This is a genomic window from Mesorhizobium sp. UC74_2 (genome assembly GCF_042701485.1).
Classification (GTDB): Bacteria; Pseudomonadota; Alphaproteobacteria; order Rhizobiales; family Rhizobiaceae; genus Mesorhizobium.
On sequence record NZ_CP170562.1, the window covers coordinates 2,397,448 to 2,421,188 of the forward strand.

Below are 23,741 nucleotides of genomic sequence, written 5' to 3' on the forward strand. Positions count from 1 at the left end.
GAATGCTCCCTCGAAAATCAGGCCTTCGCCCAGTTGAGTGCGGTCGTCAGTATCTCGGTCAATGTCTTGCGCATCGGCGCAGCGAAATCCGGGTCATAGCGGCTCGGCCAGTTCGCCTGATCCACCCTGCCCTCCGGCTCCAGCATGTAACCACGGCAGGAGAGTTCCATCTGCAGGGCATGGACGCCTGCTTCCGGATTGCCGTGATGACGCGTGATCCAGCCGCCCTTGAAGCGGCCATTGACCACGAATGGCCGCCCGGTAGCGGCCATGATGTCGGCGACCTGCTTTTCCAGCACGGGGTCGGTGCTGTTGCCGGAATTGGTGCCGAGGTTGAACAGCGGCAGCCTGCCCTCGAACAGCCGGGGAATGACCGAACGGATCGAGTGGCAATCATAGAGCACGATCTTGCCGTGCAGGCCGCGCAATCGGGTGATCTCGGTTTCCAGTGCCGCGTGGTAAGGTTCGAAGTAGGTCCTCCGACGTTCGGCCACGTCTTCAGCGTTCGGCGCCCGCCCCGTCGTGTAGAGCGGCTCGCCATCAAAAGTCGTCGTCGGGCAAAGCTCGGTGGTGGCCTGCCCTGGATACAACGAAACACCCGAAGGATCGCGGTTCACGTCGATGATGGAACGCGAGATGCCGGTGCGCACGACAGTCGCACCGAGATCGATGGCGAAGTCATAGAGTTTTTCGATCCACCAGTCGGCATCTCGACGGGCCAGCCAGGGCGAAACGAAATGATCGTCAAGCCCGGCCAGGTCGAGACCGGTGTGCGGGATGCTGACCAGCAGCGGCGCCTCGCCGCGCTGGACCTTGAGCCATGACGGCTGGGTCATCCGGCAGCTCCGCTGACAGCCGGCAGCTTGACCGCCTCTGCTGCCTTTGCAAGCGATCCGTCACGCACCAGGGCGATCGCCTTTTCCATGTCGGGATGGAAATGACGGTCGTCGTCAAGGTGCGGCACCTGCGCCCGCAATACCTTGCGCACCGCCTCGAGCGGTTGGCTCGACGCCAGCGGCTGATGGAAGTCGCAACCCTGCGCCGCGGCGAGCAGTTCAATGCCAATGACGGCGGTGGCATTCTCGATCATGCCGATGAGGCGGCGCGCGCCGTGCGCCGCCATCGAGACGTGATCTTCCTGGTTGGCCGAGGTCGGAATGGAGTCGACCGAGGCCGGATAGGCCTTCTGCTTGTTTTCCGACACAAGCGCGGCTGCCGTTACCTGCGGGATCATGAAGCCGGAATTGAGCCCGGGCTTCGGCGTGAGGAAAGCCGGCATGCCCGAAAGTGCCGGGTCGACCAGCATGGCGATGCGCCGTTCCGACAACGAACCGATCTCGCAGACGGCGAGCGCGATCATGTCGGCGGCGAACGCCACCGGCTCGGCGTGGAAGTTGCCGCCCGAAAGCGCGGTGTCATCCTCGGCGAAGATCAGCGGATTGTCGGTAACACCGTTGGCTTCGGTCTGCAGCGTATCGGCGGCCTTGCGCAACACGTCCAGCGCCGCGCCCATCACCTGCGGCTGGCAGCGCAGGCAATACGGGTCCTGAACACGTTCGTCGCCGACACGATGAGATTCGCGGATGGCGCTGCCGGCCATCAGGCTGCGCAAGGCGTCGGCCGTTTCGATCTGGCCGCGATGCTTGCGCAGCAGATGAATGCGCGGGTCGAAAGGCGCATCCGAGCCCTTGGCGGCGTCGGTCGACAAGGCACCGGCGACAAGCGCCGACTGGTAGAGCACCTCGGCTTCAAACAGGCCGGCCAGGGCATAGGCTGTCGAGAATTGCGTGCCGTTGAGCAAGGCCAGGCCTTCCTTGGCACCAAGTATCACCGGTTCCAGCCCATGCGACGCAAAGGCGACCCTGGCCGGTACGCGGCCATGCGGGGTGAAGCATTCGCCGACACCGATCATCACCGCAGTCATGTGAGACAGCGGGGCAAGATCGCCGGAAGCGCCGACGGAACCCTGTGCCGGCACGACCGGAATGACGTCGTTTGCCAGCATCTTCTGCAGCAGGTCGATGGTCTGCTGCCGCACGCCCGAGGCGCCCTGCGCCAGGCTCGCCATCTTTAGCGCCATCATCAGGCGCGCTACAGCAACCGGCATCGGTTCGCCAACGCCGGCGGCATGCGACAACACGATGTTGCGCTGCAGCGTTTCGAGATCGGCGGCGGGAATGCGCACGCTGGCGAGCTTGCCGAAACCGGTATTGATGCCGTAGACCGGCTCGCCCTTGGCGACGATGCGTTCGACCGCCTTGGCGCTGGCCTCGATCGCCGCCTTGCAGGCAGGGTCGAGTGCCGGCGTGGCGCCACGATAGATGGCACGCCAGTCAGCCAGCGTTGCATTGCCGGGCTTCAATACGAGTTCTGTCATTGTCCCCTCCAGATACGGGCATGGAGCGGATTGAAGCCCATGCGATAAACAAGTTCTGCTGGCCGCTCGATGTCCCAGATGGCGAGGTCGGCCCATTTCCCGGCTTCCAGCGTGCCGGTCTCGCCAAGCAACCCGAGCGCACGCGCTGCTTCGCGCGTCGTGCCGGCGATGCATTCCTGCACTGTCATGGCGAACAGTGTCGCCGCCATGTTCATGGTGAGCAGCAGCGAAGTCAGCGGCGAGGTGCCGGGATTGTTGTCGGTCGCCACCGCCATCTTCACGCCGTACTGGCGAAACAACGCGATCGGCGGCTTTCGGGTCTCGCGGATGAAATAATAGGCGCCGGGCAGGATACCGGCGACGGTGCCGGCCTTGGCCATTGCTGCTGCGCCAGCCTCATCGGTATATTCGAGGTGATCGGTCGAGAGCGCACCATAGCTTGCTGCAAGTGCAGCGCCGTTGAGATTGGAAAGCTGGTCTGCATGCAGCTTGACCGGCAGACCCGCCGCCTTCGCCGCATCGAACACCCGCGCGATCTGTTCGGGAGAGAAAGCAATGCCTTCACAGAAGCCGTCGACCGCATCGGCCAGCCCTTCGGCGGCAATGGCCGGCAGCATCGTCTTCGCCACAAGGTCGATATAGGCGTCTTTGTCGCCGTTGGCTTCCGGCGGCAAGGCATGCGCGCCGAGGAAGGTCGTGCGCACCGTGACCGAGCGTTCGGCGCCGAGACGACGCGCCGCCTTCAGGGACTTTTTCTCATTGTCGAGATCGAGGCCATAGCCCGATTTCACCTCGATCGTGGTGACGCCTTCGGCCATCAGCGCATCGAGGCGCGGCAGCGTCTGGGCAACGAGTTCATCCTCGCTCGCAGCCCGCAGCGCCTTCACGGACGAGACGATACCACCACCGGCACGCGCGACCTCTTCATAGGTCGCGCCGGCCAGCCGCATCTCGAACTCGTTGGCACGATTGCCGGCATGGATCAGATGCGTGTGGCAGTCGATCAGGCCAGGCGTGATCCAGCGACCTTCACAGTCGACGACCTCGGCACCTGCGGGCGCGGCCGGCATATCCTTTTCGGAGCCGGCATAGACAATGCGGCCGCCGCTCGCCACGATGGCGCCATGCTCGATTTCACCAAGACCGGCAGCATTTTCAGCCAGCGTCGCCAGGCGCGCGTTGCGCCAGATGCGGCTTGCCCCTGCCCGGCCTTTCTCCTCCTCAGCCATAGCCTTTTTCCGCTTCACTCCGTCGAAATTATGTATATACATATTAAGACGCGACGCAAGTGTTAATGTCGCGCAGGTTACGGCAAGCGGAGGACGAAGGCGTGACGGCGATTTTTGCGGAACAGGCTCTTCTGAGCGACGGCTGGCGCAAGAATGTGCGCCTTATCATCGCCGATGGCGTGCTGATCTCCATTGAAGCTGACGCTGCCATCCAGGCCGGCGACGAACGGCACGCCATCGTTGTTCCCGGCATGCCCAACCTGCACAGCCATGCCTTTCAGCGCGGCATGGCAGGTCTTGCGGAAACGCGTGGCCCCGGCGCTGATTCATTCTGGAGCTGGCGCGAAGTGATGTATCGCTTCGCCCTGTCGATGACGCCGGAAGACGTCGAAGCAGTCGCCGCCCAACTCTATGTCGAGATGGTGGAGGCCGGATTTTCCCGGGTCGGCGAGTTCCATTATCTGCATCACGATCGGGACGGCAGGCCCTACGCCAACATCGCCGAAATGGCCGAGCGCATCGCGGCCGCGGCCAAGGCGACCGGTATCGGGCTGACATTGTTGCCGGTGTTTTATGCGCACTCGGGCTTCGGCGGCGGTGTACCGAACGAAGGTCAGCGCCGCTTCATCAATGATCTGAACGGGTTCTCCAGACTTCTCGAGAAATCGAAAGAAGCAGTATCAGGGCTCGATCGGGCAGTTGTCGGTGTCGCACCACACAGCCTGCGCGCGGCCACTCCGGAAGAATTGTCGGTGGTCGCCAGGCTTGAGCGAGAGGCGCCGGTCCACATCCACATCGCCGAACAAGTGAAGGAAGTCGAGGATTGTGTCGCCTGGTCCGGCAAACGGCCCGTGGAATGGCTGCTGGAGAACCAGGCCGTCGACCGCCGCTGGTGTCTGATCCACGCCACGCATATGACGGATGACGAGACGATTGCCATGGCAAAGTCCGGCGCGATTGCCGGCCTGTGTCCGATCACCGAAGCCAATCTGGGGGACGGCACGTTCTCGGCCCCGTTGTTTTCGAGCCATGGCGGCCGTTACGGTGTCGGTTCAGACTCCAACGTTCTGATCGGCGTTGCTGACGAATTGCGCCAGCTCGAATATTCCCAGCGCATTTTCCACCGCGCCCGCAACGTGTTGGCTGCCCCCGGTCAGTCCAACGGCGAGAATCTGTTCACGCAGTCCTTGATGGGTGGAAACGCGGCTCTCGGCTTTGAGACAGCAGGCCTTGCGACCGGCATGCCAGCAGATTTCGTTTCGCTTGATGCCAACCATCCTTCGCTCGCCGGAAAATGCGGCAACGCGATCCTCGACACCTGGGTCTTCGCCGGCGGCACCCGCGTCGACTGTGCGTGGGTCCATGGTCGCAAGCTGGTGGAGAATGGCCACCATTTCGCACGTGAGGCCATTGCCGAACGCTTCCGGAATGTGATGATGCGGTTGTGGGCCGGCTAAGGGCTGCCGGGATTCGAACAGCGGAGAACAGCAGGCTGATGAACACGACAACGGAACCGGCATCGCTTCATCAGCGCATCCTGTCCGACATCAGCGAAAAGATCCTGTCCGGCGTCTGGGCGCCGGGTCATCGCATTCCTTTCGAACACGAACTGACGGCCGAATATGGCTGCTCGCGCATGACGGTGAACAAGGCGCTGTCACAGCTCGCCAAGGCCGGCCTGATCGAGCGGCGCCGGCGTTCAGGCAGCTTCGTACGCCAGCCGCATTCCCAGGCCGCGATCCTCGAGATCCACGATATCCGCACCGAAGTGGAGGCAACCGGCCTGCCCTATCACTTCGAGCGTGTGTCGCGCCTCAAGCGCCGTTCCAGCACCGAAGATCGCGAACTGCTGGGCCTTGATGCCGCGGGACCGGTTCTGGCGGTGGAATGCCGGCACTTTGCCGGCAAGCGGCCGTTCTGTCAGGAAAGGCGGCTCATAAACCTGAGTGCCGTTCCGGAGGCGGAGGAGGAAGAGTTCCTGGAAATCAGCCCGAACCCCTGGTTGGTCGGACATGTTCCGTGGAATGCAGCCGAACACCGCATCCGCGCCATGGCCGCCGACGAAGGTGTTGCCTCGGCGCTCGATATCACGGCTGGTTCACCCTGCCTTGTCGTGGAAAGACGAACCTGGAATGCCGAACGCCCGGTCACGCAGGTGCGCTTCGTCTATGCTGCCGAAAGCCACGAGCTGGTCGCGCGTTTCGCGCCATCGCAGGGTTGAGCGTCAGCTCTCAAGGCCAGCCTGTTGAAGCCAACGATAGAGGATGTCAGGCTCGCGTTCGTCATTGTCGTGACCGTCGGTCTGCTGGATGGCTGTAAAGCCTTGCTTCTCATAGAAGCGGCGCGCAGCCATGTTTTTCTGGAATGTCCAGAGCTGTAGTACCGGCCAGGCCGCCTTCGCCACATCGAGCAGAGCCACACCAATGCCTCGCTTCTGATGGCCCGGCAGAACATAGAGCTGATCAACCCACCCTTCCCGGAAGGCGATGAAGCCGATGATTTCACCGTCGACGGCGCCCCAAACCTCGCAGCTGGCATAGACCTGATTTTCGAAGAAGCGCCGGTCTTCTTGCGGGGTGTGAATTCCCGCCAGCCACGGCAGTCGCTCATCGAACGCCTGCCGCAAGACGACAGCGACGCAAGCCATGTCTTCCAAACCCATACGACGCAAGGAAACGGTCATCGATCAGACAATGCCGAGGGGACGATAGCAAAAAAGTGGGGCCGATCCGAACCGGACGGCCCCACTATTTTCATCAGGCAGCGCGTGCGGCCGGCTTGCGGTTGAAGCGGCGCTTGTTGCGGAACGGCTTGCCGCCGTCAGGCTTGCGCTCGCCATGCGGCTTGTCGCCAAATGGGCGGTCGCCCTTGGGCTTGCCGTGGAAGTGGCGTTCGCCATTCGGCTTGGCTCTGAAGGGGCGATCACCACTCTGGTTGCGCTCGACTTGAGCGCCATTTTCGCCATCCGACTTGCCGGAGAACGGACGTCCGCCCTGCGGCTTGCCGCCGAAGCGCTTCTTGCCGAAGCCGTCATTACGCGACCTGCTGTCGCGACGTTCTTCACGCGCGCCGTCATTTGCCGGTGCAAAGTTGCGTTCACCCTGCGGACGCGGCTCACGGGCCGGGTCAGGCTGACCGAGGTGATCGGCCAGTACCGGCAACTTCATGCGGATGATGCGTTCGACCTGACGCAGCTTGCTGTTCTCGGACGGATCGACCAGCGTGATGGCAATGCCATCGCGGCCATTACGGCCAGTACGGCCGATGCGGTGAACGTAGCTTTCGGCCTCATCCGGCAGGTCGAAGTTCACGACATGGCTGATGCCGGGAACGTCGATGCCGCGCGCGGCGATGTCGGTGGCGACCAGGATGCGCACCGAGCCATCGCGGAAGCCATTCAGCGCCTTCTGGCGGGCATTCTGGCTCTTGTTGCCGTGGATGACAGCAGCCTCGAAGCCGTCGCGCTCGAGATCCTTGGTGACACGATCCGCGCCATGCTTGGTGCGGGCGAACACGATCACCGAGCTCATGGCTTCATCGGCCAGCATGTCGGAAAGCACCTTGCGCTTCTGCTTGGTGCGAGCGAGCACGACACTCTGCACGATCTCGGCGGCTGTGGTGCCCTGCGGCGCCACTTCCACGCGCACTGGATCGCGCAGCAGGCTCTGCGTCAGCTGCTCGATCTCGCTCGGCATGGTGGCCGAGAACAGCGCGGTCTGCCTTGCCGGATGCGTGGCCTTGGCGATGCGCTTGACGTCGTTGATGAAGCCCATGTCGAGCATGCGGTCGGCCTCGTCGAGAACCAGCCAGGTGGTCTCCGACAGGATGACATCCTTCTCGCGCACCAGATCCATCAGGCGGCCGGGAGTCGCGATCAGGAAATCCACGCCAGGACCGATCTTCTTGACCTGGCTGAAGCGCGAAACGCCACCCAGCACGAGCGCGGTGGAGATGTGCGCGCCTTTTGCGAGCACCTTGATCGTCTCTTCGATCTGGACAGCCAGTTCGCGGGTCGGTGCCAGGATCAGGGCGCGTGCCGTCTTCGGCCGGCGCTTGGTGCCGAGCGCGATGATGCGCGACAGGATCGGCAGAGCAAAGGCCGCCGTCTTGCCGGAGCCGGTCTGGGCGATACCCAGGATGTCCCGGCCAGCCAGCTGTGCGGGGATGGCCTGCTCCTGAATCGGCTTCGGCTCGGTGAAGCCTGCCGTGTTGGTGGCCTTCAGCAGTTGGCCGGAAATTCCGAGCTTGGCGAAGCCATTCAGCTCCGCATTGGTTTCATTGGTCAAAATAATCTTCTTTCATGCGGCGATTGCCGCAAACAGCAATGGCGGCCGGGCGCAACCCGCCGTCAAAAACAGGAATGGGACGACAAGGCGGGCGGACCAAAAGCCCGCTCGGCTGCGCTGTCGTGCCCGCCGGCCTCTTGCCGCGGGACTTACACCGCCTTGCCCAAGGCAAGGGGAACAGACGCAACCAGTCTCAATCGAGGAGAAAGCCGGAAAGACCCGGCCCGAGCGCCTATGAGGCGGCATATGGAGGAGTTCGCGAAGAAATGCAAGAGCCTCATGTTGCAATGCAGCATTGCGCATGGGCGTCTAACCGCGCTCAGGAGACAAACTACAGCCGTCGATGACTGTGCGAGGCATGCGAAATACGGGTTTGCATCGTGAAATCAAAGCCCCGCTTGCGCTCCCCGCGCCACGCCGATACCAAAAGCGGACTAAATGTCTGAGGGAGGCCGCCCAATGAAGGAAGTGCTGAAGGAACTCGAGCGCCGGCGCGACATCGCCCGTTTGGGGGGCGGTCAGGCACGCATCGATGCCCAGCACGCCAAGGGCAAGCTGACTGCACGCGAGCGTATAGAGATCTTCCTCGACGAAGGTTCGTTCGAGGAGTTCGATATGTATGTCGAACATCGTTCCACCGATTTCGGCATGGAGAAATCGAAAGTCGCCGGTGACGGCGTCGTCACCGGCTGGGGCACGGTCAACGGCCGTCCGGTCTATCTGTTCGCCAAGGATTTCACCGTATTCGGCGGCTCGCTTTCGGAAGCGCATGCCGAGAAGGTGATGAAGGTGCAGGACATGGCGCTGCGCAACCGCGCGCCGATCATCGGGCTTTATGATGCCGGCGGTGCGCGCATCCAGGAAGGCGTGGCAGCGCTGGGTGGCTATGCTGAAATCTTCCAGCGCAACGTACTGGCTTCCGGGGTCATTCCGCAGATATCGCTGATCATGGGTCCCTGCGCCGGCGGCGACGTCTATTCGCCCGCCATGACTGACTTCATCTTCATGGTCCGGGACACCTCCTATATGTTCGTGACTGGTCCGGACGTCGTCAAGACCGTGACCAACGAAACAGTCACGGCCGAACAGCTCGGCGGCGCTTCCGTACACACGACGAAGTCCTCGATCGCTGACGGAGCCTATGACAATGATGTCGAGGCGCTGTTGCAGATGCGACGACTGGTCGACCTTCTGCCAGCCTCCAACACCGCCGAGATACCGGAAGTCGAATGCTACCAATCGGTAACCGAGCATGACATGTCGCTCGACCGCCTCATTCCGGACAACGCCAACAAACCCTACGACATCAAGGAACTGATCCTGAAGACCGTCGACGAAGGCGACTTCTTCGAGATCCAGGCTTCCTTCGCCAAGAACATCGTGACCGGTCTCGGCCGTGTCGAAGGGCGCACCGTGGGCTTCGTCGCCAACCAGCCGATGGTGCTGGCCGGTGTTCTGGACAGTGACGCCTCCCGCAAGGCAGCACGCTTCGTACGCTTCTGCGATTGCTTCAACATTCCGCTCGTCACCTTTGTCGACGTTCCCGGTTTCCTGCCCGGCACCGCGCAGGAGTATGGCGGACTGATCAAGCACGGCGCCAAGCTGTTGTTCGCCTATGCCGAGGCAACGGTGCCGAAGGTGACGGTGATCACCCGCAAGGCCTTTGGCGGCGCCTACGACGTGATGGCCTCGAAACACCTGCGTGGCGACATGAACTACGCCTGGCCGACGGCGCAGATCGCCGTGATGGGCGCCAAGGGCGCCGTCGAAATCATCTATCGCAAGGACATCGGCGACGCCGAGAAGATCGCGGCACACACCAAACAATACGAGGACCGCTTCCTGTCACCTTTCGTGGCCGCGGAACGCGGCTATGTCGACGAGGTGATCATGCCGCACTCGACGCGTCGCCGCGTCGCACGAGCGCTGAGGATGTTGCGCAACAAGGACCTGCAGAATCCCGGAAGAAGCACGACAACATTCCGCTTTAGGACGTGCCATCACACGCTCGGTGTGTTGGCACGCACGGATTCCGCAAAAATCCTGGCGATCTTTCTTGCACCGGAGTCATTCGGGTGGATTTCATCGCGGTACCAGTCGCGGTCGGTCATCGCCGGCCTGAGATCGCTGTAGACGACATGCGCGGTGCTCTGCGCGAACGACTGCAAGGCGTCGTTGAACAGCTTGACCATTTGGGCAACGATTGCCCGGCACAGCGGCGCATGAGCGATCGGATCAAAGCCGAGCGTTTCCAACGGACCGCCGAGATAGTGTCCGCCCTTCTTCGGAATGGCATTGGCATAGCCGTGCACGTAAAGCACGACACGGCCTGCGGTGGCGTCGCGCGCATCATTGGCCAGCGACCGATAGAAGCCCATCATCTGGCTGATCTTCTGCGAGAATGTCGCCTTGATGTAGTCGGCCGCGTGCGCCGGATCGGTATCGCCTGACTTTCGAGGCTTCACATAGGTCGGGATGGAACCCAGCACGTCATTGCCGCCGCCCGAGAACAGAAAATGCCCGAACAGACCGGAGCGTAACGGCTGGCGATATTGCTTGGCTGTGACCATTGCTTCCAGTTCATCGCCCCAGAGCGCGATGTTGCTGACTTCGAAATCATAATCGCTGCCTAGAAAGTCGATTGCCGTCTTTGGATAGATGTAGTCCGGCAGGTTGAACGAGGAGTCACCCTCGGCCAAAAGCCTGGTCCTTGCCGCCCTGCGAAATGTTTGCGTCAGTACCCTCGGCTTCCTTGGAGGCGGGGTCTGCGCTCGCGTTGCCTCGGCGTAGAGTTTGGAGATTGAGTCAGGGGCTGGCCTGGCGCGGCCGACTTCGACCAACGCCTCGTTAAGTTTCAAAGCGGGAGCGAAAGGCTTGCTGTGTTCTTCGTCCGGCAGGAAGTAGTCGGTGAGTTCCTGCTCGCCGAGCGATGCGTTGCGGCAGCGTTTGCGTAGGTCGGCAAGCGAGATCGGAGGGCTTTGGGGTTTCTTTGAAACCATCGGTTCACTCCGCCCAGCCAGCCACGATCCTGGCTGTATCCTGGTTCATCAGATAGCCATAGAAATCATGCGGGTTGGACACGAGTTGCCCGCTAGACGCATCGCGATAATGCCAGCAGTTGTAGATCTTCCTGTCGGTGATCGAGCGGCAATAATGTTTGGTGCGCATGGTTGCAAAGGCCGTGCGCATACTTTGCACATGCGCGATGAAATCGTCCTCTGCGTGGACATTGATCCAGTCGACGAACTGGTTGCGCGGATATTTTTCGTCATCCAACGCCACGGCGTCGAGCAGATTGCGCTGGATACCGATTTCGCCGAGCGGACAGCCTAATGTGAGCCAGAGCCTGACCGGGATTGCGGCTGCATCGCGCCGATCCTCATATTCGGACCGGAACGAGTACTTCCAGAAGACGTCGTAGGCGACCATGCAGCCCATGCTGTGTGTGACAAGGCAAACGTCATCGCCGTCGGCCAACGACTGCTTCAGAACATCCTGGAGCCGGGCGCGGATGTCCGAGCCGACACGCTGCGATGTGAGATAGACGGCAAGGTCCCACTTGATCGAGACTTCGACCAGCGAGTTGACGAGGCCGAAGGTAAACAGCTCGCCGAACATGGAAGCCGCGTGTATCGCCTCGTCGAGAAAGCGCCAATCTTTGGCGATATCAAGGACATGGCGATAGCTCTTCTTGTTGAAAGTCCGCAGCGCGTCGGTCAAATCGAAGGCGTCATCCAATGCCGCCGCCGGAAAGCACGGCTTGAAATCATATGGCGGATCGTTCTGCGCGGTCAGCAATGCGGCGGTCTTGGGGTCGTAGGACGCCTCGATGCGGTTGGTGACATCGCCGTAGTACGCGCTGGTGAATTTGATGGCGCCGCCTAGGATGTCGTCTGCGACATCGGCCTTGCCCGCCCGCCGCAATCCGGCGACGATGGCGCGCTTGGCAAGTGCGGCCAGCGCCGAACCGGCCGGCTTGATATCCCTGCCATGAACGAGGATGAGATGTTTCATGCCCCGGCCCCCTCGCTGGACAGGCTACGGTAGCACAATGTCCTGAAGGCTTTCTCAGATCTTCCGGTGTAAGCCGAAAGATGTATCCTGAAACTCAGGCTGCCCTTACCAGATCGTTGTATTCATCGAGATCGACGTAGAAGACGCGGGTGATCTCGGTGATGATCTCGTCGTCGTCGTAACCCTGCGATTTCAGGATGTTGATAGCCGTCAGGATGTCGACGCGCTCGACGAGCCGCCGCTTCTGGTAGTCTTCGAAAAAAGTCTCCATCGGCCCGTCCCTTGCCCGATGTGCCCAGTAACGCCGAGATCACGGAAGAAACGCTGTATTCATCCTCCAGCGCGGAACTGGCCCACGCCGTCGAGATCTTCCTCGATCTGCCCCCAAATCAAGTTTAACGCGGAAAATATGGCCGACTCACCAAGGCCAACCAAAGGGTAACATGGGTGGACCAAAGCGCAGCAATATTAGTCATCCAGAATATATGATTTCAGCGGTGAAGTTTGTGCAAGGGGCGACGTTCGGCGATGTTGCGGTCTTGTCGAAAAAATGGTGCAAAGCATGCGCCGACCGCATTCGGACCAATCGATGATGCGTTGCCTGACCCTTTTGTTATCTTTCATGGCTGCGGGACTTGCGACCGGCAACGTGCGCGCTGCCATTGCCGACGGCACCTTGCCCGACGGCAGCTATCGCTGCGAGGTCTATTTGCTTGGCGCATTCGTCAACCTGGGCGATATCAAGATCAAGGGACGCGTCTATAGCGGTCCGACCTACGGCCCTTTGATGCAAGGCTATAATTATGAGATGGACAACAATGGCGAGATCAGCTGGCTTGGCCCTGTCGGCGGTTTCACCAGCGGCGGCAATGGCATCTCGCTGACGCAGGTGACGGCCGACGGTACCACCGACGCCTCTTTCGACATCGTCATGCGCCAGCCGGACGGCGCCTTCAGCGCGGCGACCTGCACGATCCGCAACCCTTGAACGAAAAGCGCGGAACACCGTGGCGTTCCGCGCGAACAGGCCTGCGAGTTTTCAGATCGTCCTGGCTGCCATCTCCTTGGCGATGTAGTCGGCTTGACGGATCGCCAAGGTGACGATGGTCAGTGTCGGGTTCTCGGCACCCCCGGTGGTGAATTGGCTGCCGTCGGAGACAAACAGATTCTTGATGTCATGCGTCTGGCCATGCTTGTTGACGACGCCGTCCTCCGGCTTCTCGCTCATCCGGTTGGTGCCGAGATTGTGCGTGGACGGATAAGGCGGCGTCGGGAAGACCCGCGTCGCGCCGACCGCGTCATAGAGCGCCGTGCCTTGCTTGTAGGCATGGTTGCGCATCGCGGTGTCGTTGGGATGATCATCGAAATTCACGTTGGCCACGGGCATGCCATGCGTGTCCTTCTCGGAAGCATGCAGCGTCACCCGGTTTTCGGCGCGCGGCATGTCCTCCCCGACGATCCACAGGCCGGCCATATGATCGTAATGGTCGAGCGCTGTGGTGAAGGAGCGCCCCCAGCCGCCGGGATTGAGGAATGCGGCCATGAACGGCAGCCCGAGCGACAGCGTCTCCAGTTCATAACCGCCAACGAAACCGCGCGAAGGATCGTTGCGTGCCTCGTCGCGCACGATGCCGGCCATTGTGGTACCGCGGTACATGTGCACCGGCTTGTCGAAGATGGCATAGACCGAGCCTGTGGTGTGGCGCATGTAGTTCCGTCCCACCTGCCCCGAGGAATTGGCAAGCCCGTGGGCGAACTTTGACGAGTCCGAATTGAGCAGCAGGCGGGGGCTTTCGATCGAATTGCCGGCAACGGCGACGATGCGCGCCTTCTGTTCCTGCAACTTGCCTTCCTTGTCGGCATAGACGACGCCGGTCACTTTGCCCGACGCGTCGTGGTTGATCTTGATGACCATGGCATTGGGGCGCACCTCAAGATGCCCCGTCGCTTCGCCCTTGGGAATTTCAGTGTAGAGCGTCGACCATTTGGCACCCCACTTACAACCCTGGAAACAAAATCCAGTTTGCTGGCAGGAATTGCGGTCATCGCGCGGCTGCGAATTGATCGCCATGCGACCGGTGTGACATTCCTTATAGCCGAGCTTGTCGGCTCCGGCTTTCAACACCTTGAAGTTGTTGTTACCCGGAAGGCCTGGGATGTCGTTCGTTCGCGTCACCCCCATCTTGTCTTCGGCCTTGGTGTAATAAGGTTCGAGTTCAGCAAGGGTGACAGGCCAGTCGAGCAGGTTGGCGCCCTCGACCTTGCCGTAGGTGGTGAGCGTCTTGAATTCGTGTTCCTGCAAGCGCAGCGAGGCACCGGCCCAATGCGTCGTGGTTCCACCTACCGCCTTGACGATCCAGGCCGGCAGGTTGGGAAAGTCCTTTGCGACACGCCAGTCGCCCGAAGTGGTGCGCATATCCTTCCAGGCGAGTTGGGCGAAGCTGTCCCACTCGTCATTGACGAAATCGTCATATTCATAGCGCCCGCCTGCTTCGAGGATGACGACGTCGATACCCTTCTGGGCAAGTTCGTTGCCGAGCGTGCCGCCGCCGGCGCCCGAGCCGATGATGACGACAACGCCATCATTCTTCAGGTCGAATGGTGCTGCCATGGTTTCCTCCCATGAATTCCTTGCTGGGTGACGGGTGTGTTTCAGAGCCACTCGATGTCGTCGAAGCCGCGACTGATGTAGCCACCCTTGGAGTAGGACTCGCCCTCGTAGCCGAACACCGGCCAGACCTCTTTCTGGTTGTAGAGACTGACGACCAGCCCGCCACGCACCGCCTGGAAGAATGGTGTCGTCTCGATGGCCTTGAGCACAGAGACCCGCTGCTCCTCCCAGCCGAGCCCGCGATACCCTCCCTCGCCGGCACGCTTGTCGAGGTCCGCGATACCGACCTCGATCAAATCCTTGTGCTTGGCATCCTTGCCCGCCTGTTCGTCATGGCTTTTCACCGCGACCGCATAGAATTTGTCGGCCAGCTGATCGTGCGGGTAGATGTCACGCGCCATCTGGATCAGCGTTGCCATGGTCTCCGGTTTCAACGCGGAGGTTTCCAGACCCCAGGCGTTTTCGGGGCTGATGACCGCGTTGCCGGCAATGACCAGCAACGCGCCGATACTGCCGCGTTTCAGAAGCTCGCGGCGCGACAGGCCAGGCCTGCCTTCGTGAATTGTGACCAACTTCTCCTCCCTTGCTTGCTGTTGCGCCTCCCGGCGCTGTGGCTGGCGTCGCATCCCCTCCCAGGGGCGACAGCATTTCCTCCTATTTGAAACGACCGTGACGCTGCAGAACCTCGATCTTGTAGCCGTCGGGATCCTCGACGAAGAAGAAACGCGCCAGGAGCGCACCGTCGCGGTTGAACTCGACGATCTTCTTCGGGTTGAGGCCGAGCGCGCCAAATCGATCGTGTTCCGCATCGAGATCGGCCACGGACACCGCCAGGTGACCATAGCCGTCACCCAGAGCGTAAGGCTCCGCCCGTCCCTTGTTGACCGTCAGCTCAACTTCGAAATCGCTCTCGGGATTGCTGAGATAGACGAGCGTGAAGGTCTCGAAATCCAGGCGCTCGGCAATATCGAGGCCAAAGGCCTGTCTGTAGAATTCGACCGACCGGTTCTCATCCAGAACCCGGATCATCGTGTGGATTGCCTTGGCCAAGGGAACTCCGTCCTCATCTTTCTGATGAGGAGGATTATGGGCGCGGCGAAAAGAGTTTGGTGGCAGCCCGTTACCACGCGCAAATCCATGCTCCCACTTATGGTTTTGACGATTCTGTTATTGTCTCGCGGACGAAAGTCCGATTGCCGGCTCCGGCGTTTCGGCGGAAGATAAACTGAAAGCTGGCTGATGCCGGATGTGCCGGCCAAAGCCAAAGTAAGATGGGAGATTTTCAATGTGCAGGGTGTTTGCCGGACAGGACCCGGAAGGATATCGTCAGATCAACCGGTCGATCCGCATCGCCGGCCATTCGACCAGTATCCAGCTCGAAGCCACTTTCTGGGAGTTGCTGGATGAAATCGCCGACAGCCAGGGTCTGACGACGCCGAAATTCATCTCGAAGCTCTACGATGAAGCCATTGAGATCAATGGCGAAATCCCGAATTTCGCGTCAATGCTGCGCACAACCTGCGCGCTCTATCTGCGCGGCCACCGCCCCTGCGCCGAAGACGTCGAGACGCTGCGACGCCAGGCAGCCTGATGGTCCCGGCGAACACACCCGTCTAAGGAATCCGTCTCAGGATTTACCCTCGAGAACGTCCTTCACGACGGTAGCCAGCTGTTTCAGCGAGAACGGCTTCGGCAGGAACCCGAACTGGGCGTCGGCTGGCAGGTTCTTGGCAAAGGCGTCTTCGGCATAGCCCGATACGAAAACGAACTTGATAGTCGGTTGGCGCTTTCGCAATTCGCCGAGCAGCGTCGGGCCGTCCATCTCGGGCATGACGACGTCAGAGACGACGATGTCGATCTTGCCTTCGAGCTCGTCGAACACCTCCAGCGCCTCGACGCCTGATGTCGCCTCATGCACGGTGTAGCCCCGCGATTTGAGCGCACGCACGCCCCCCATGCGCACTGCATCCTCGTCCTCGACCAGAAGAACGATGGCTGAGCCGGACAGGTCCTTGCCATCACCGGACCTGGCTGCATCGCCATTCTTGACAGATTCAGCCGCCGCCGAGTTCTCCGTTCCCGTCGCCCTGGTATCGCCAGGCTTTCCTTCCATAGGCAGCTTCGCAGCCTCTGCGACATGGCGTGGCAGGAAGATGCGGAAAGTCGTGCCCTTGCCAACTTCGGAATCGCAGAAGATGAAGCCGCCCGTCTGCTTGATGATGCCATAGACCATCGACAAGCCGAGGCCGGTGCCCTTCCCCACCTCCTTGGTGGTGAAGAACGGCTCGAAGATTTTCTTCAGCACATCCGGTGCGATGCCCGATCCGGTGTCCTCGACTTCGACGACAACGTAGTCGGCGGCTGGCAGCTCGCGATAGGAAAACGCGGCGCATTCGTCGGCCGTGACATTTTTCGTGCGCACGGTGAGATCGCCACCCGATGGCATGGCGTCGCGAGCATTGACGGCGAGATTGACCACCACCTGCTCGAACTGGCCGATATCGACCTTGACTGGCCAAAGGTCACGGCCGTGGTCGACCTTGAGCTTGATGTTGTTGCCGACGAGACGTGCAAGCAGCATGCGCAGGTCGGCAAGCACGTCGGTAAGGTTGAGCACTTCCGGACGCAACGTCTGCTTGCGTGAGAAGGCGAGAAGCTGGCGCACCAGCGATGCTGCCCGGTTCGCATTCTGCTTGATGTTCATGATATCCGGGAAGGACGGATCCGACGGACGGTGGTTTGCCAGCAACAGGTCGGACGCCATGATGATGGCGGTAAGCACATTGTTGAAGTCATGCGCTATGCCGCCAGCAAGCTGGCCCACGGCCTGCATCTTCTGGCTCTGCGCCATCTGGCCTTCCAGCGCCTTCTGCTCGGTGGTTTCCACCGCATAGACGATCGCTGCCTCTTCGGCGCCCTCGCCATCGGTGCCGTCGGCGACCGCGTTGACGTAGAAGCGGACATGACGCTCCTCATTGTCCGGCAGGACCGTGTCGATCGGCGCGATATCGGCCTGGCGCTGATGCGCCTTTTCGAGTGCCGTCGCGAAAGCTGGCCTGTCCCGCTCATGGATAACTGTGTCGAGGCGCACCTTGCGGTCGAGCGCATCCCGGTCGACCGCAGGCGAGAACAGCGACAGGAACGGTGCGTTGGTGCGCAGGATGCGGCCGTCATGATCGACGCCGGCGATCGCCATCGGCGTCGAATTGAAGAAACGGGTGAAACGGATTTCGGAAGCGCGCAGGTCTGCGGAGGCATCCTCACCCTGGGTCCGGTTGAGCACGATGGTACGGCTCGGACCGTTCAGCCCTTCACGACTCGCCGAAACGCGATGCATGAAGCGCACCGGCAACGCCTTGCCGGCCATGGTGGTGAGATCAAGGTCGATCACCGCATTGCGCGTTGTGCCGGGATCCGCCCGCACCGAGCGGATAAGCGCCATGCCGTCACCGGCGACAATATCGGGGAGCGCAACCGCACCTGGCGTGAAGGATGCCAGATCGATGCCCAGCCACTCAGCCAGGGTCGCATTGATGTATGTGACGCGACCGTCCTGATCGGCAGCGAAGAAGCCCGCCGGTGCATGGTCGAGATGGTCGATCGCCTGCTGGAGATCCAGGAAGAAACGCTCCTGCTCGGCGCGCTCGACCGAAATATCGGCAAGTTGCCATGCCGACAGCGGCTGCCGAAGGCCAGGCACGGTAAAGGTACGCGCCCGCGTGCGATACCAACGCCCGCCAGGTTCGGCGCCCGGGCGAACCGATTGCGTCAGCCGGAATTCGCCGTCTCCGGCCTGACCATCGCGCAGGCCGGCGGAAAGGCGATAAATCGTGCTGGTTGCTTCAGGAACGTCCGACAGCAGCCCTTCCACGGTCTTGACGTCAGCGGCGGATGTCGCGCCAGTCATGTCGGCATAAGCGCGGTTGGCGTAGACCACACGATCCTTGGCATCCGTCACCAAAAGGCCCTGCGACATCGAATCGACAAAGGCCTTAGACAGTTCGTCGCTGGTCGAGCGCGGCGCGATCTGCACGAAACCGATTGCAGTTGCAAACAGGAAGCCGACGCCGATCATCGCCAGCACGCCCAGCATGCCAAGCAGAAACGGATCGCCGAAACGCTCGCGGAAAATACCGAAAACCACGGCAGCCGCAGCCAGCACCACCATGAAGACGATAAGCCGCGTCACCGCGCCCGGCCTTGTACCCTGGTCGACGATCGGCATCGGATAAAACTCGCCGCCCGTTTCCTTGGCCATGTGCCCCCTGCTCACCAATTCCAGCCACCGGCGCCCCGACTCGCCCGGTTGAATCATATTCTCCCTGCCCGGAAAAGACCCTGCTGGCAAATGTGCGCCAAAAACAACGCTATCGCCGGGCTTTGCCGCAAGCCGTTCCGATATGCCCTGTTCACAAAGCGCCAGACGCGCCTTGCGACATCCTGACACCGCCTTTAGTGTCGCCGACGCTGGGGCCGGATCATTGTTGGGGATGTCTATGCTGAGTTGGCTGGAAAGCATGGCAGGGCCGAATTATGCGCCTGCCATCGTGTGGACCTTCGCGGCCCTGGTCCTGCTTGTCATCCTGCTGGTTATAGTAAGGTTGATCCGCGGCCTGACCTTCGGCACTTATGTCGCCGGCGGCAAGAACCGCAAGACACGTCTGGCGGTCATGGACGCAACCGCGGTCGACAGCCATCGCCGCCTGGTCCTCGTGCGCCGCGACGACATCGAGCATTTGATCCTTATCGGTGGTCCAACGGACGTGGTTGTCGAGCGCGACATCCGAATGGTGCCTTCGCGCCGCCCGGTTCTCACCGGAGACGGGCAGCTGCAACAATCACCTGCGCGTCCAGCCGTCGAACAACAACGCCAACAACAACCTTCATCTTCACCTGCTGCACCGGCACGACGGCCGGAACCGCCGCGCCAGCAGGTTGCGCCGAGTGCTCCGACGCCGCATCTCGAGCCGACCCTGCCACTGTCTTCGCCGCCAAGGGTTCAACAGCCCGCAGTGCAAGCCGTGGCGCGCCAGGAACCCGTCCGGGCCGAACCGCCATTTCGTGCGCCACCGGAGCCGCTGGAAGATCCGCTCGATGACGCGTTGATGCATGAGCTTGAAGTTTCGCTGGAGCAGGACGACATGCCCCCGGCCAAAACCAATGCAAAGGCGCAGCCCACGCTGGACGACGAAATGGCGAAGCTTCTCGGCGAATTGTCCAGCCACAAGCGTTGATCGGCAACGGACACACCAAAGAAAATGGCCGGCAGAGCCGGCCATCTCCGAAGACAAGCTAGCACCGACGATTGTCAGTCGTCGCGGTAGACTTTTTCCCGGCGCTCGTGACGTTCCTGCGCTTCGATCGACAATGTGGCGATCGGGCGCGCATCAAGGCGCTTCAGCGAGATCGGCTCCCCGGTTTCCTCGCAATAGCCATAAGTGCCCTCATCGATGCGCTGCAAGGCAGAATCGATCTTCGAGATCAGCTTGCGCTGACGATCACGGGCTCTCAGCTCGATTGCGCGGTCGGTTTCCGACGACGCTCGGTCTGCGAGATCTGGATGATTGGCGTTTTCTTGCTGAAGGATTTCGAGAGTTTCACGCGCCTCGCGCAGAATATCATTCTTCCAGGTAATCAACTTCTGCCGAAAGTATGATTTTTGCCGTTCATTCATGAACGGCTCGTCTTCGGAGGGTATGTAATCGGAAGCTACAATTTCGCTCATTCGACTCACCCGACTGCCCCAAATTTGGCGCCTATATATTCGCGGCGCAATTGCTTAACAAGCGCAATCCGTCGTGCCGTCACGCATTTGTTAATACAGCCCCGCCCTACGCTGCCGCTTTTCCCGGTCAGCCCCAAGCTGCAAGGTTCTCGGCATATCTGCCAACTGCCCAGCCGTTGCGTCGAAGCTCCCGGCTGGCTAATTCTTAGCTGACGGATCGGCGGGCGGCGCCGGTCGGAAAGAGGGATTTGCGTGGCGAAACTCTATCTTCTCAGGCATGCGAAGGCTGGATGGGCTCTGCCGGGCACGCGCGACTTCGACCGCGCACTCGACCCCTCCGGCGTCACCGATGCCGAGATGATTGGAACCGCCATGCGGACCCATGGCTATGTTCCGGACCTCACACTGTGTTCGGGGGCGCTGCGGGCCCGCGAGACCCTCGGCGGAATAGCCGCTCATACCGACACCGGTCGCGTACTCTATTTCGACAAGCTCTACAGCGAGGATGCCGCAGGTTATCTGGAAATCATCAGGGACCACGGCGGTTACGGTTCCCTTCTGGTCATTGGCCACAATCCGATGATGGAAGATCTTGCGATGGCCATATCCGGCGACGGTGAGGAAGGCGCGCGAGAGACGCTGGAGCACGGGTTTCCAACATCCGGGCTCGCAGTCGTGCGCTTCGACGGAAGCCTGACGGGCGCCGCACCCGGCAAGGGCTTTCTGGAAGATTTCCTCACGCCCATAACCGCCTGACACGCAATAACCATTCAAAAGCCGCCTCCGGCAGCCTATATCGAGATACCCGCACCGCGGGCGACTGGATGAGCGGAGCACTAGAGACCCGATTGGCTTCATCGCTGACCACCATTTCCGATGAGGCCCGCATCGCGCTGGACACCGTGACCGGCCGTGCCGCCGGATTGTTTCGACCTTCGATCAGGCTGGGCGTCACCGGTCTCTCGCGTGCCGGCAAGACGGTTTTCATCTCATCTCTCGTCCATAACCTCATACATGGCGGTCGCTTACCGCTGTTCGAAGCGCAGAAGTCAGGGCGGATCTCGCGCGCTTTCCTGGAAGAGCAGCCAGACGATGCCGTACCGCGCTTCCAGTATGAGGACCACATCGCGGCTCTGGTCGACCAGCGCATATGGCCGGATTCCACCCGTGCTATTTCGGAGCTGCGGCTAACCATCGAGTTTGAATCGGCTTCTGGCTGGAACCGTATGTTTTCGGCGGGGGAGATTATCGGTCGATATCGTCGACTATCCCGGCGAGTGGCTGCTCGACCTGCCGCTGCTCGGCAAATCCTTCGCCGATTTCTCCAGCGAGGCTTTCGAACTGGCGGCGTTGCCGGTGCGCGCCGACCTTGCCAGCGAATGGCGCGCGCTTTCAACGACCGCGGTTGCCGACGCGGATGCCGACGAACTGACCGCGCGCCGGCTGGCCGAAAGTTTTTCTGCTTACCTGAAGGCGTGCAAACGCGATGAACGCGCGCTTTCCACCTTGCCGCCGGGCCGTTTCCTGATGCCAGGCGATCTCGATGGCTCGCCAGCGCTGACGTTCGCGCCACTGCCCGGCATGACAGGGAAACGGGCAAGGCCCGGTTCGCTCCATGCCATGATGGAGCGTCGCTACGAAGCCTACAAGACACATGTGGTAAAGCCGTTTTTTCGCGAACACATCGCCCGCCTCGACCGTCAGATCGTGGTCATCGATGCCATGCAGGCCCTGAACGCCGGGCCTGCGGCAATGGCCGATCTCGAACGTGCCGTCACGGAAATCCTTGCCTGCTTCCGGCCCGGGCGCGGCAACTTCCTGACCGACTGGTTCGCACGGCGCATCGACCGCATCCTGATCGCGGCGACCAAGGCCGACCATCTGCACCATGAAAGCCACGACCGGCTGCAGGCGATCGTGCGGCGGCTCGCCGATAGAGCCATCGCCAAAGCGAGCTTCACCGGTACGGCCGTCGACGTCGTCGCGATGGCGGCGGTGCGTGCCACCCGCGAAGGTACGGTCAAGCAGGGCACCGAAACCTTGCCGGTCATCATAGGCACGCCGCTTGAAGGGGAGCGGATCGGGGACGAGACTTTCGACGGCAACACCGAAACAGCCATATTTCCTGGTGATTTGCCGAAAAGCGCTGATGCTGTGTTCGAAGAAAACGCGCAGGATCGTGCAGACAATCCGGCCATACGCTTCGTGCGATTCCGGCCGCCGAAACTCGAACGCACCGCCGAGGGCGTGACATTGTCGCTGCCGCATATCCGGCTTGACCGTGCCCTGCAGTTTCTGATCGGAGACCGTCTCGCATGACCACGTCCCGCAAGCCGGCGGCGTTCCGCATCGGACCGGACACCGCATCCCAACCGAAGGCTGCGGTTGTCGACAAGCCGACGGAAACACCACGCAAGCCGCGCGCGTTGAAGGCCGAGGCGGCCATCGTCGTGCCTGACGAAGTCGATGTGTTCGACGAACCGGACCTGCTTGCAGCCGAACCACCCGCAGCACCCGCGCCACGCAAACGCTCGTTCCTCGCCAACATCTTCTTTGGCGCCGTCGGCGTCCTGCGTCTCGCTGGCGATAGGTTTGTGGACGGACCGGCTGATCCGCGACCTCTTTACGCGCGCCGATTGGCTCGGCTGGCTGGCCGCCGGCGTGGCAGCAATCGCGCTGCTTGCACTGCTTGTCATCCTGGCCCGCGAATTCTTGGCGATTGCGCGGCTTGCCAAGGTGGAGAAGCTGCAGGGCAAAGCGCTGGATGCCATTGCCCGGGACGATCCCAACGCCGCGCGCGCGGTCGTGGACGAACTGTCTGCTTTTGTCGCAGCCCGGCCACAGACGGCCGCCGGTCGCCGTGCGCTGGCGGAATTGCGCGGTGAGATCATCGACGGCGGCGATCTCGTGAGATTGGCCGAAACCGAAATCCTCGGTCCTCTCGACGCCCAGGCCAAAACAATGATCCTGGATGCGGCCAAACGGGTGTCGCTGGTTACCGCCGTCAGCCCACGCGCCCTGGTCGACGTCGCTTATGTCGTATTCGAAGCCGGGCGATTGATCCGGCGCCTTTCAGAACTTTATGGCGGACGTCCCGGCACGTTGGGCTTCTTCCGGCTTGCCAGAAGCGTGCTTGCCCATCTCGCCGTCACAGGCTCGATCGCCGTCGGCGACAGCTTTGTCCAGCAGATCGTGGGTCATGGCCTCGCGGCGCGGCTGTCGGCAAAGCTGGGTGAAGGTGTGGTCAACGGCATGATGACGGCACGAATCGGCATCGCCGCCATGGAAACCGCCCGCCCTTTGCCGTTCACGGCCGTGAAGCGACCCGGTATGGGGGACTTCCTTGCTGCATTGACCTCGTTCGCTGGCGGAAAGGATCGCGGCACCGGCGCGACTTCCTAGGCTTTCCAGCTCTCCAATCGCCCTCCAGGTGACGAAGCATTAACCAATCTTCTTCATGGTTGGCCTCGTTCCAACACAGCGTCCTCGTTGCCGGGTG

At 61.4% G+C, this 23,741-nt stretch carries 19 protein-coding genes and 3 pseudogenes; 9 read left to right on the forward strand and 13 right to left on the reverse strand.

The features are described 5' to 3' along the window. Positions 1-17: 17 nt before the first annotated feature. Genes hutG through hutI form a run of 3 tightly spaced genes read right to left on the reverse strand, consistent with a single transcriptional unit; the run spans position 18 to position 3,606 of the window. Positions 18-836, reverse strand: coding sequence for an N-formylglutamate deformylase (hutG, locus tag ACFJIU_RS11515; protein ID WP_379071355.1), 819 nt, complete (start codon positions 834-836; stop codon positions 18-20). Further along, positions 833-2,377: a histidine ammonia-lyase gene (gene hutH / locus ACFJIU_RS11520; RefSeq protein ID WP_379071358.1), complete on the reverse strand. Its 1,545-nt coding sequence runs from the start codon at positions 2,375-2,377 to the stop codon at positions 833-835. The genes hutG and hutH overlap by 4 nt, the downstream gene beginning before the upstream one ends. Beyond that, entirely contained in the window at positions 2,374-3,606 is a 1,233-nt protein-coding gene (hutI, locus tag ACFJIU_RS11525; protein ID WP_379071361.1) for an imidazolonepropionase, read from the reverse strand. The genes hutH and hutI overlap by 4 nt, the downstream gene beginning before the upstream one ends. Positions 3,607-3,707: 101 nt before the next feature. On the opposite strand from hutI, the gene ACFJIU_RS11530 reads away from it, so the two are divergent. After that, positions 3,708-5,063, forward strand: coding sequence for a formimidoylglutamate deiminase (locus ACFJIU_RS11530; protein ID WP_379071364.1), 1,356 nt, complete (start codon positions 3,708-3,710; stop codon positions 5,061-5,063). A 38-nt stretch (positions 5,064-5,101) separates the two neighbouring features. Next, the gene (gene hutC / locus ACFJIU_RS11535) at positions 5,102-5,827 is read left to right on the forward strand and encodes a histidine utilization repressor (RefSeq protein ID WP_379071367.1); all 726 of its coding nucleotides are present in this window, start codon (positions 5,102-5,104) and stop codon (positions 5,825-5,827) included. Positions 5,828-5,830: 3 nt separating this feature from the next. Here the strand turns inward: hutC and ACFJIU_RS11540 are convergent, their stop codons facing one another. Then, a complete protein-coding gene (locus ACFJIU_RS11540) occupies positions 5,831-6,289 on the reverse strand; it encodes a GNAT family N-acetyltransferase (RefSeq protein ID WP_379071369.1) in 459 nt (152 codons plus the stop codon). A gap of 73 nt (positions 6,290-6,362) precedes the next feature. After that, a complete protein-coding gene (locus ACFJIU_RS11545; RefSeq protein WP_379071372.1) occupies positions 6,363-7,892 on the reverse strand; it encodes a DEAD/DEAH box helicase in 1,530 nt (509 codons plus the stop codon). A gap of 459 nt (positions 7,893-8,351) precedes the next feature. Here ACFJIU_RS11545 and ACFJIU_RS11550 point away from each other — a divergent pair. Further along, positions 8,352-9,883: pseudogene (locus ACFJIU_RS11550) on the forward strand (acyl-CoA carboxylase subunit beta). Between the two features lie 9 nt (positions 9,884-9,892). On the opposite strand, the gene ACFJIU_RS11555 reads toward ACFJIU_RS11550, so the two are convergent. From ACFJIU_RS11555 to ACFJIU_RS11565, 3 genes are all read right to left on the reverse strand, one after another. Further along, a complete protein-coding gene (locus ACFJIU_RS11555; RefSeq protein ID WP_379071374.1) occupies positions 9,893-10,891 on the reverse strand; it encodes a hypothetical protein in 999 nt (332 codons plus the stop codon). Positions 10,892-10,895: 4 nt separating this feature from the next. Beyond that, positions 10,896-11,906 (reverse strand): hypothetical protein, encoded by a 1,011-nt coding sequence (locus tag ACFJIU_RS11560; protein WP_379071377.1) that lies wholly within the window; start codon positions 11,904-11,906, stop codon positions 10,896-10,898. 94 nt (positions 11,907-12,000) lie between these two features. Then, entirely contained in the window at positions 12,001-12,177 is a 177-nt protein-coding gene (locus ACFJIU_RS11565; RefSeq protein WP_165358265.1) for a hypothetical protein, read from the reverse strand. 351 nt (positions 12,178-12,528) lie between these two features. Between ACFJIU_RS11565 and ACFJIU_RS11570 the strand changes: the two genes are divergently transcribed. Next, entirely contained in the window at positions 12,529-12,894 is a 366-nt protein-coding gene (locus ACFJIU_RS11570; RefSeq protein ID WP_379071380.1) for a hypothetical protein, read from the forward strand. A gap of 51 nt (positions 12,895-12,945) precedes the next feature. On the opposite strand, the gene ACFJIU_RS11575 is transcribed toward ACFJIU_RS11570, so the two are convergent. From ACFJIU_RS11575 to ACFJIU_RS11585, 3 genes are all read right to left on the reverse strand, one after another. Further along, positions 12,946-14,517, reverse strand: coding sequence for a GMC family oxidoreductase (locus ACFJIU_RS11575; RefSeq protein ID WP_379071383.1), 1,572 nt, complete (start codon positions 14,515-14,517; stop codon positions 12,946-12,948). Positions 14,518-14,558: 41 nt separating this feature from the next. Beyond that, positions 14,559-15,089 (reverse strand): gluconate 2-dehydrogenase subunit 3 family protein, encoded by a 531-nt coding sequence (locus ACFJIU_RS11580; RefSeq protein WP_379071386.1) that lies wholly within the window; start codon positions 15,087-15,089, stop codon positions 14,559-14,561. Between the two features lie 82 nt (positions 15,090-15,171). Then, a complete protein-coding gene (locus tag ACFJIU_RS11585) occupies positions 15,172-15,567 on the reverse strand; it encodes a VOC family protein (RefSeq protein WP_379071388.1) in 396 nt (131 codons plus the stop codon). Positions 15,568-15,802: 235 nt separating this feature from the next. Here ACFJIU_RS11585 and ACFJIU_RS11590 point away from each other — a divergent pair, with 235 nt between their 5' ends. Further along, positions 15,803-16,108, forward strand: a complete 306-nt coding sequence (locus tag ACFJIU_RS11590) for a ribbon-helix-helix domain-containing protein (protein ID WP_379071391.1) — start codon at positions 15,803-15,805, stop codon at positions 16,106-16,108. A gap of 36 nt (positions 16,109-16,144) precedes the next feature. Here ACFJIU_RS11590 and cckA read toward each other — a convergent pair whose 3' ends face one another. Beyond that, the gene (gene cckA, locus ACFJIU_RS11595; protein ID WP_379071394.1) at positions 16,145-18,775 is read right to left on the reverse strand and encodes a cell cycle histidine kinase CckA; all 2,631 of its coding nucleotides are present in this window, start codon (positions 18,773-18,775) and stop codon (positions 16,145-16,147) included. Between the two features lie 259 nt (positions 18,776-19,034). Here cckA and ACFJIU_RS11600 point away from each other — a divergent pair, with 259 nt between their 5' ends. Then, on the forward strand, positions 19,035-19,751 hold the full coding sequence (locus ACFJIU_RS11600) for a hypothetical protein (RefSeq protein WP_379071397.1): 717 nt from the start codon (positions 19,035-19,037) through the stop codon (positions 19,749-19,751). A gap of 74 nt (positions 19,752-19,825) precedes the next feature. Here the strand turns inward: ACFJIU_RS11600 and dksA are convergent, their stop codons facing one another. Further along, the gene (gene dksA / locus ACFJIU_RS11605) at positions 19,826-20,242 is read right to left on the reverse strand and encodes an RNA polymerase-binding protein DksA (RefSeq protein ID WP_129415389.1); all 417 of its coding nucleotides are present in this window, start codon (positions 20,240-20,242) and stop codon (positions 19,826-19,828) included. 252 nt (positions 20,243-20,494) lie between these two features. Here dksA and ACFJIU_RS11610 point away from each other — a divergent pair, with 252 nt between their 5' ends. The 3 genes and pseudogenes from ACFJIU_RS11610 to ACFJIU_RS11620 all read left to right on the forward strand — a co-directional run bounded on the left by ACFJIU_RS11610 (position 20,495) and on the right by ACFJIU_RS11620 (position 23,644). Beyond that, a complete protein-coding gene (locus ACFJIU_RS11610; protein ID WP_379071400.1) occupies positions 20,495-20,998 on the forward strand; it encodes a SixA phosphatase family protein in 504 nt (167 codons plus the stop codon). Positions 20,999-21,090: 92 nt separating this feature from the next. After that, positions 21,091-22,561, forward strand: a pseudogene (locus tag ACFJIU_RS11615) (YcjX family protein). Next, a pseudogene (locus tag ACFJIU_RS11620) lies at positions 22,558-23,644 on the forward strand (YcjF family protein). The pseudogenes ACFJIU_RS11615 and ACFJIU_RS11620 overlap by 4 nt, the downstream one beginning before the upstream one ends. The last annotated feature ends 97 nt before the right edge of the window (positions 23,645-23,741 follow it).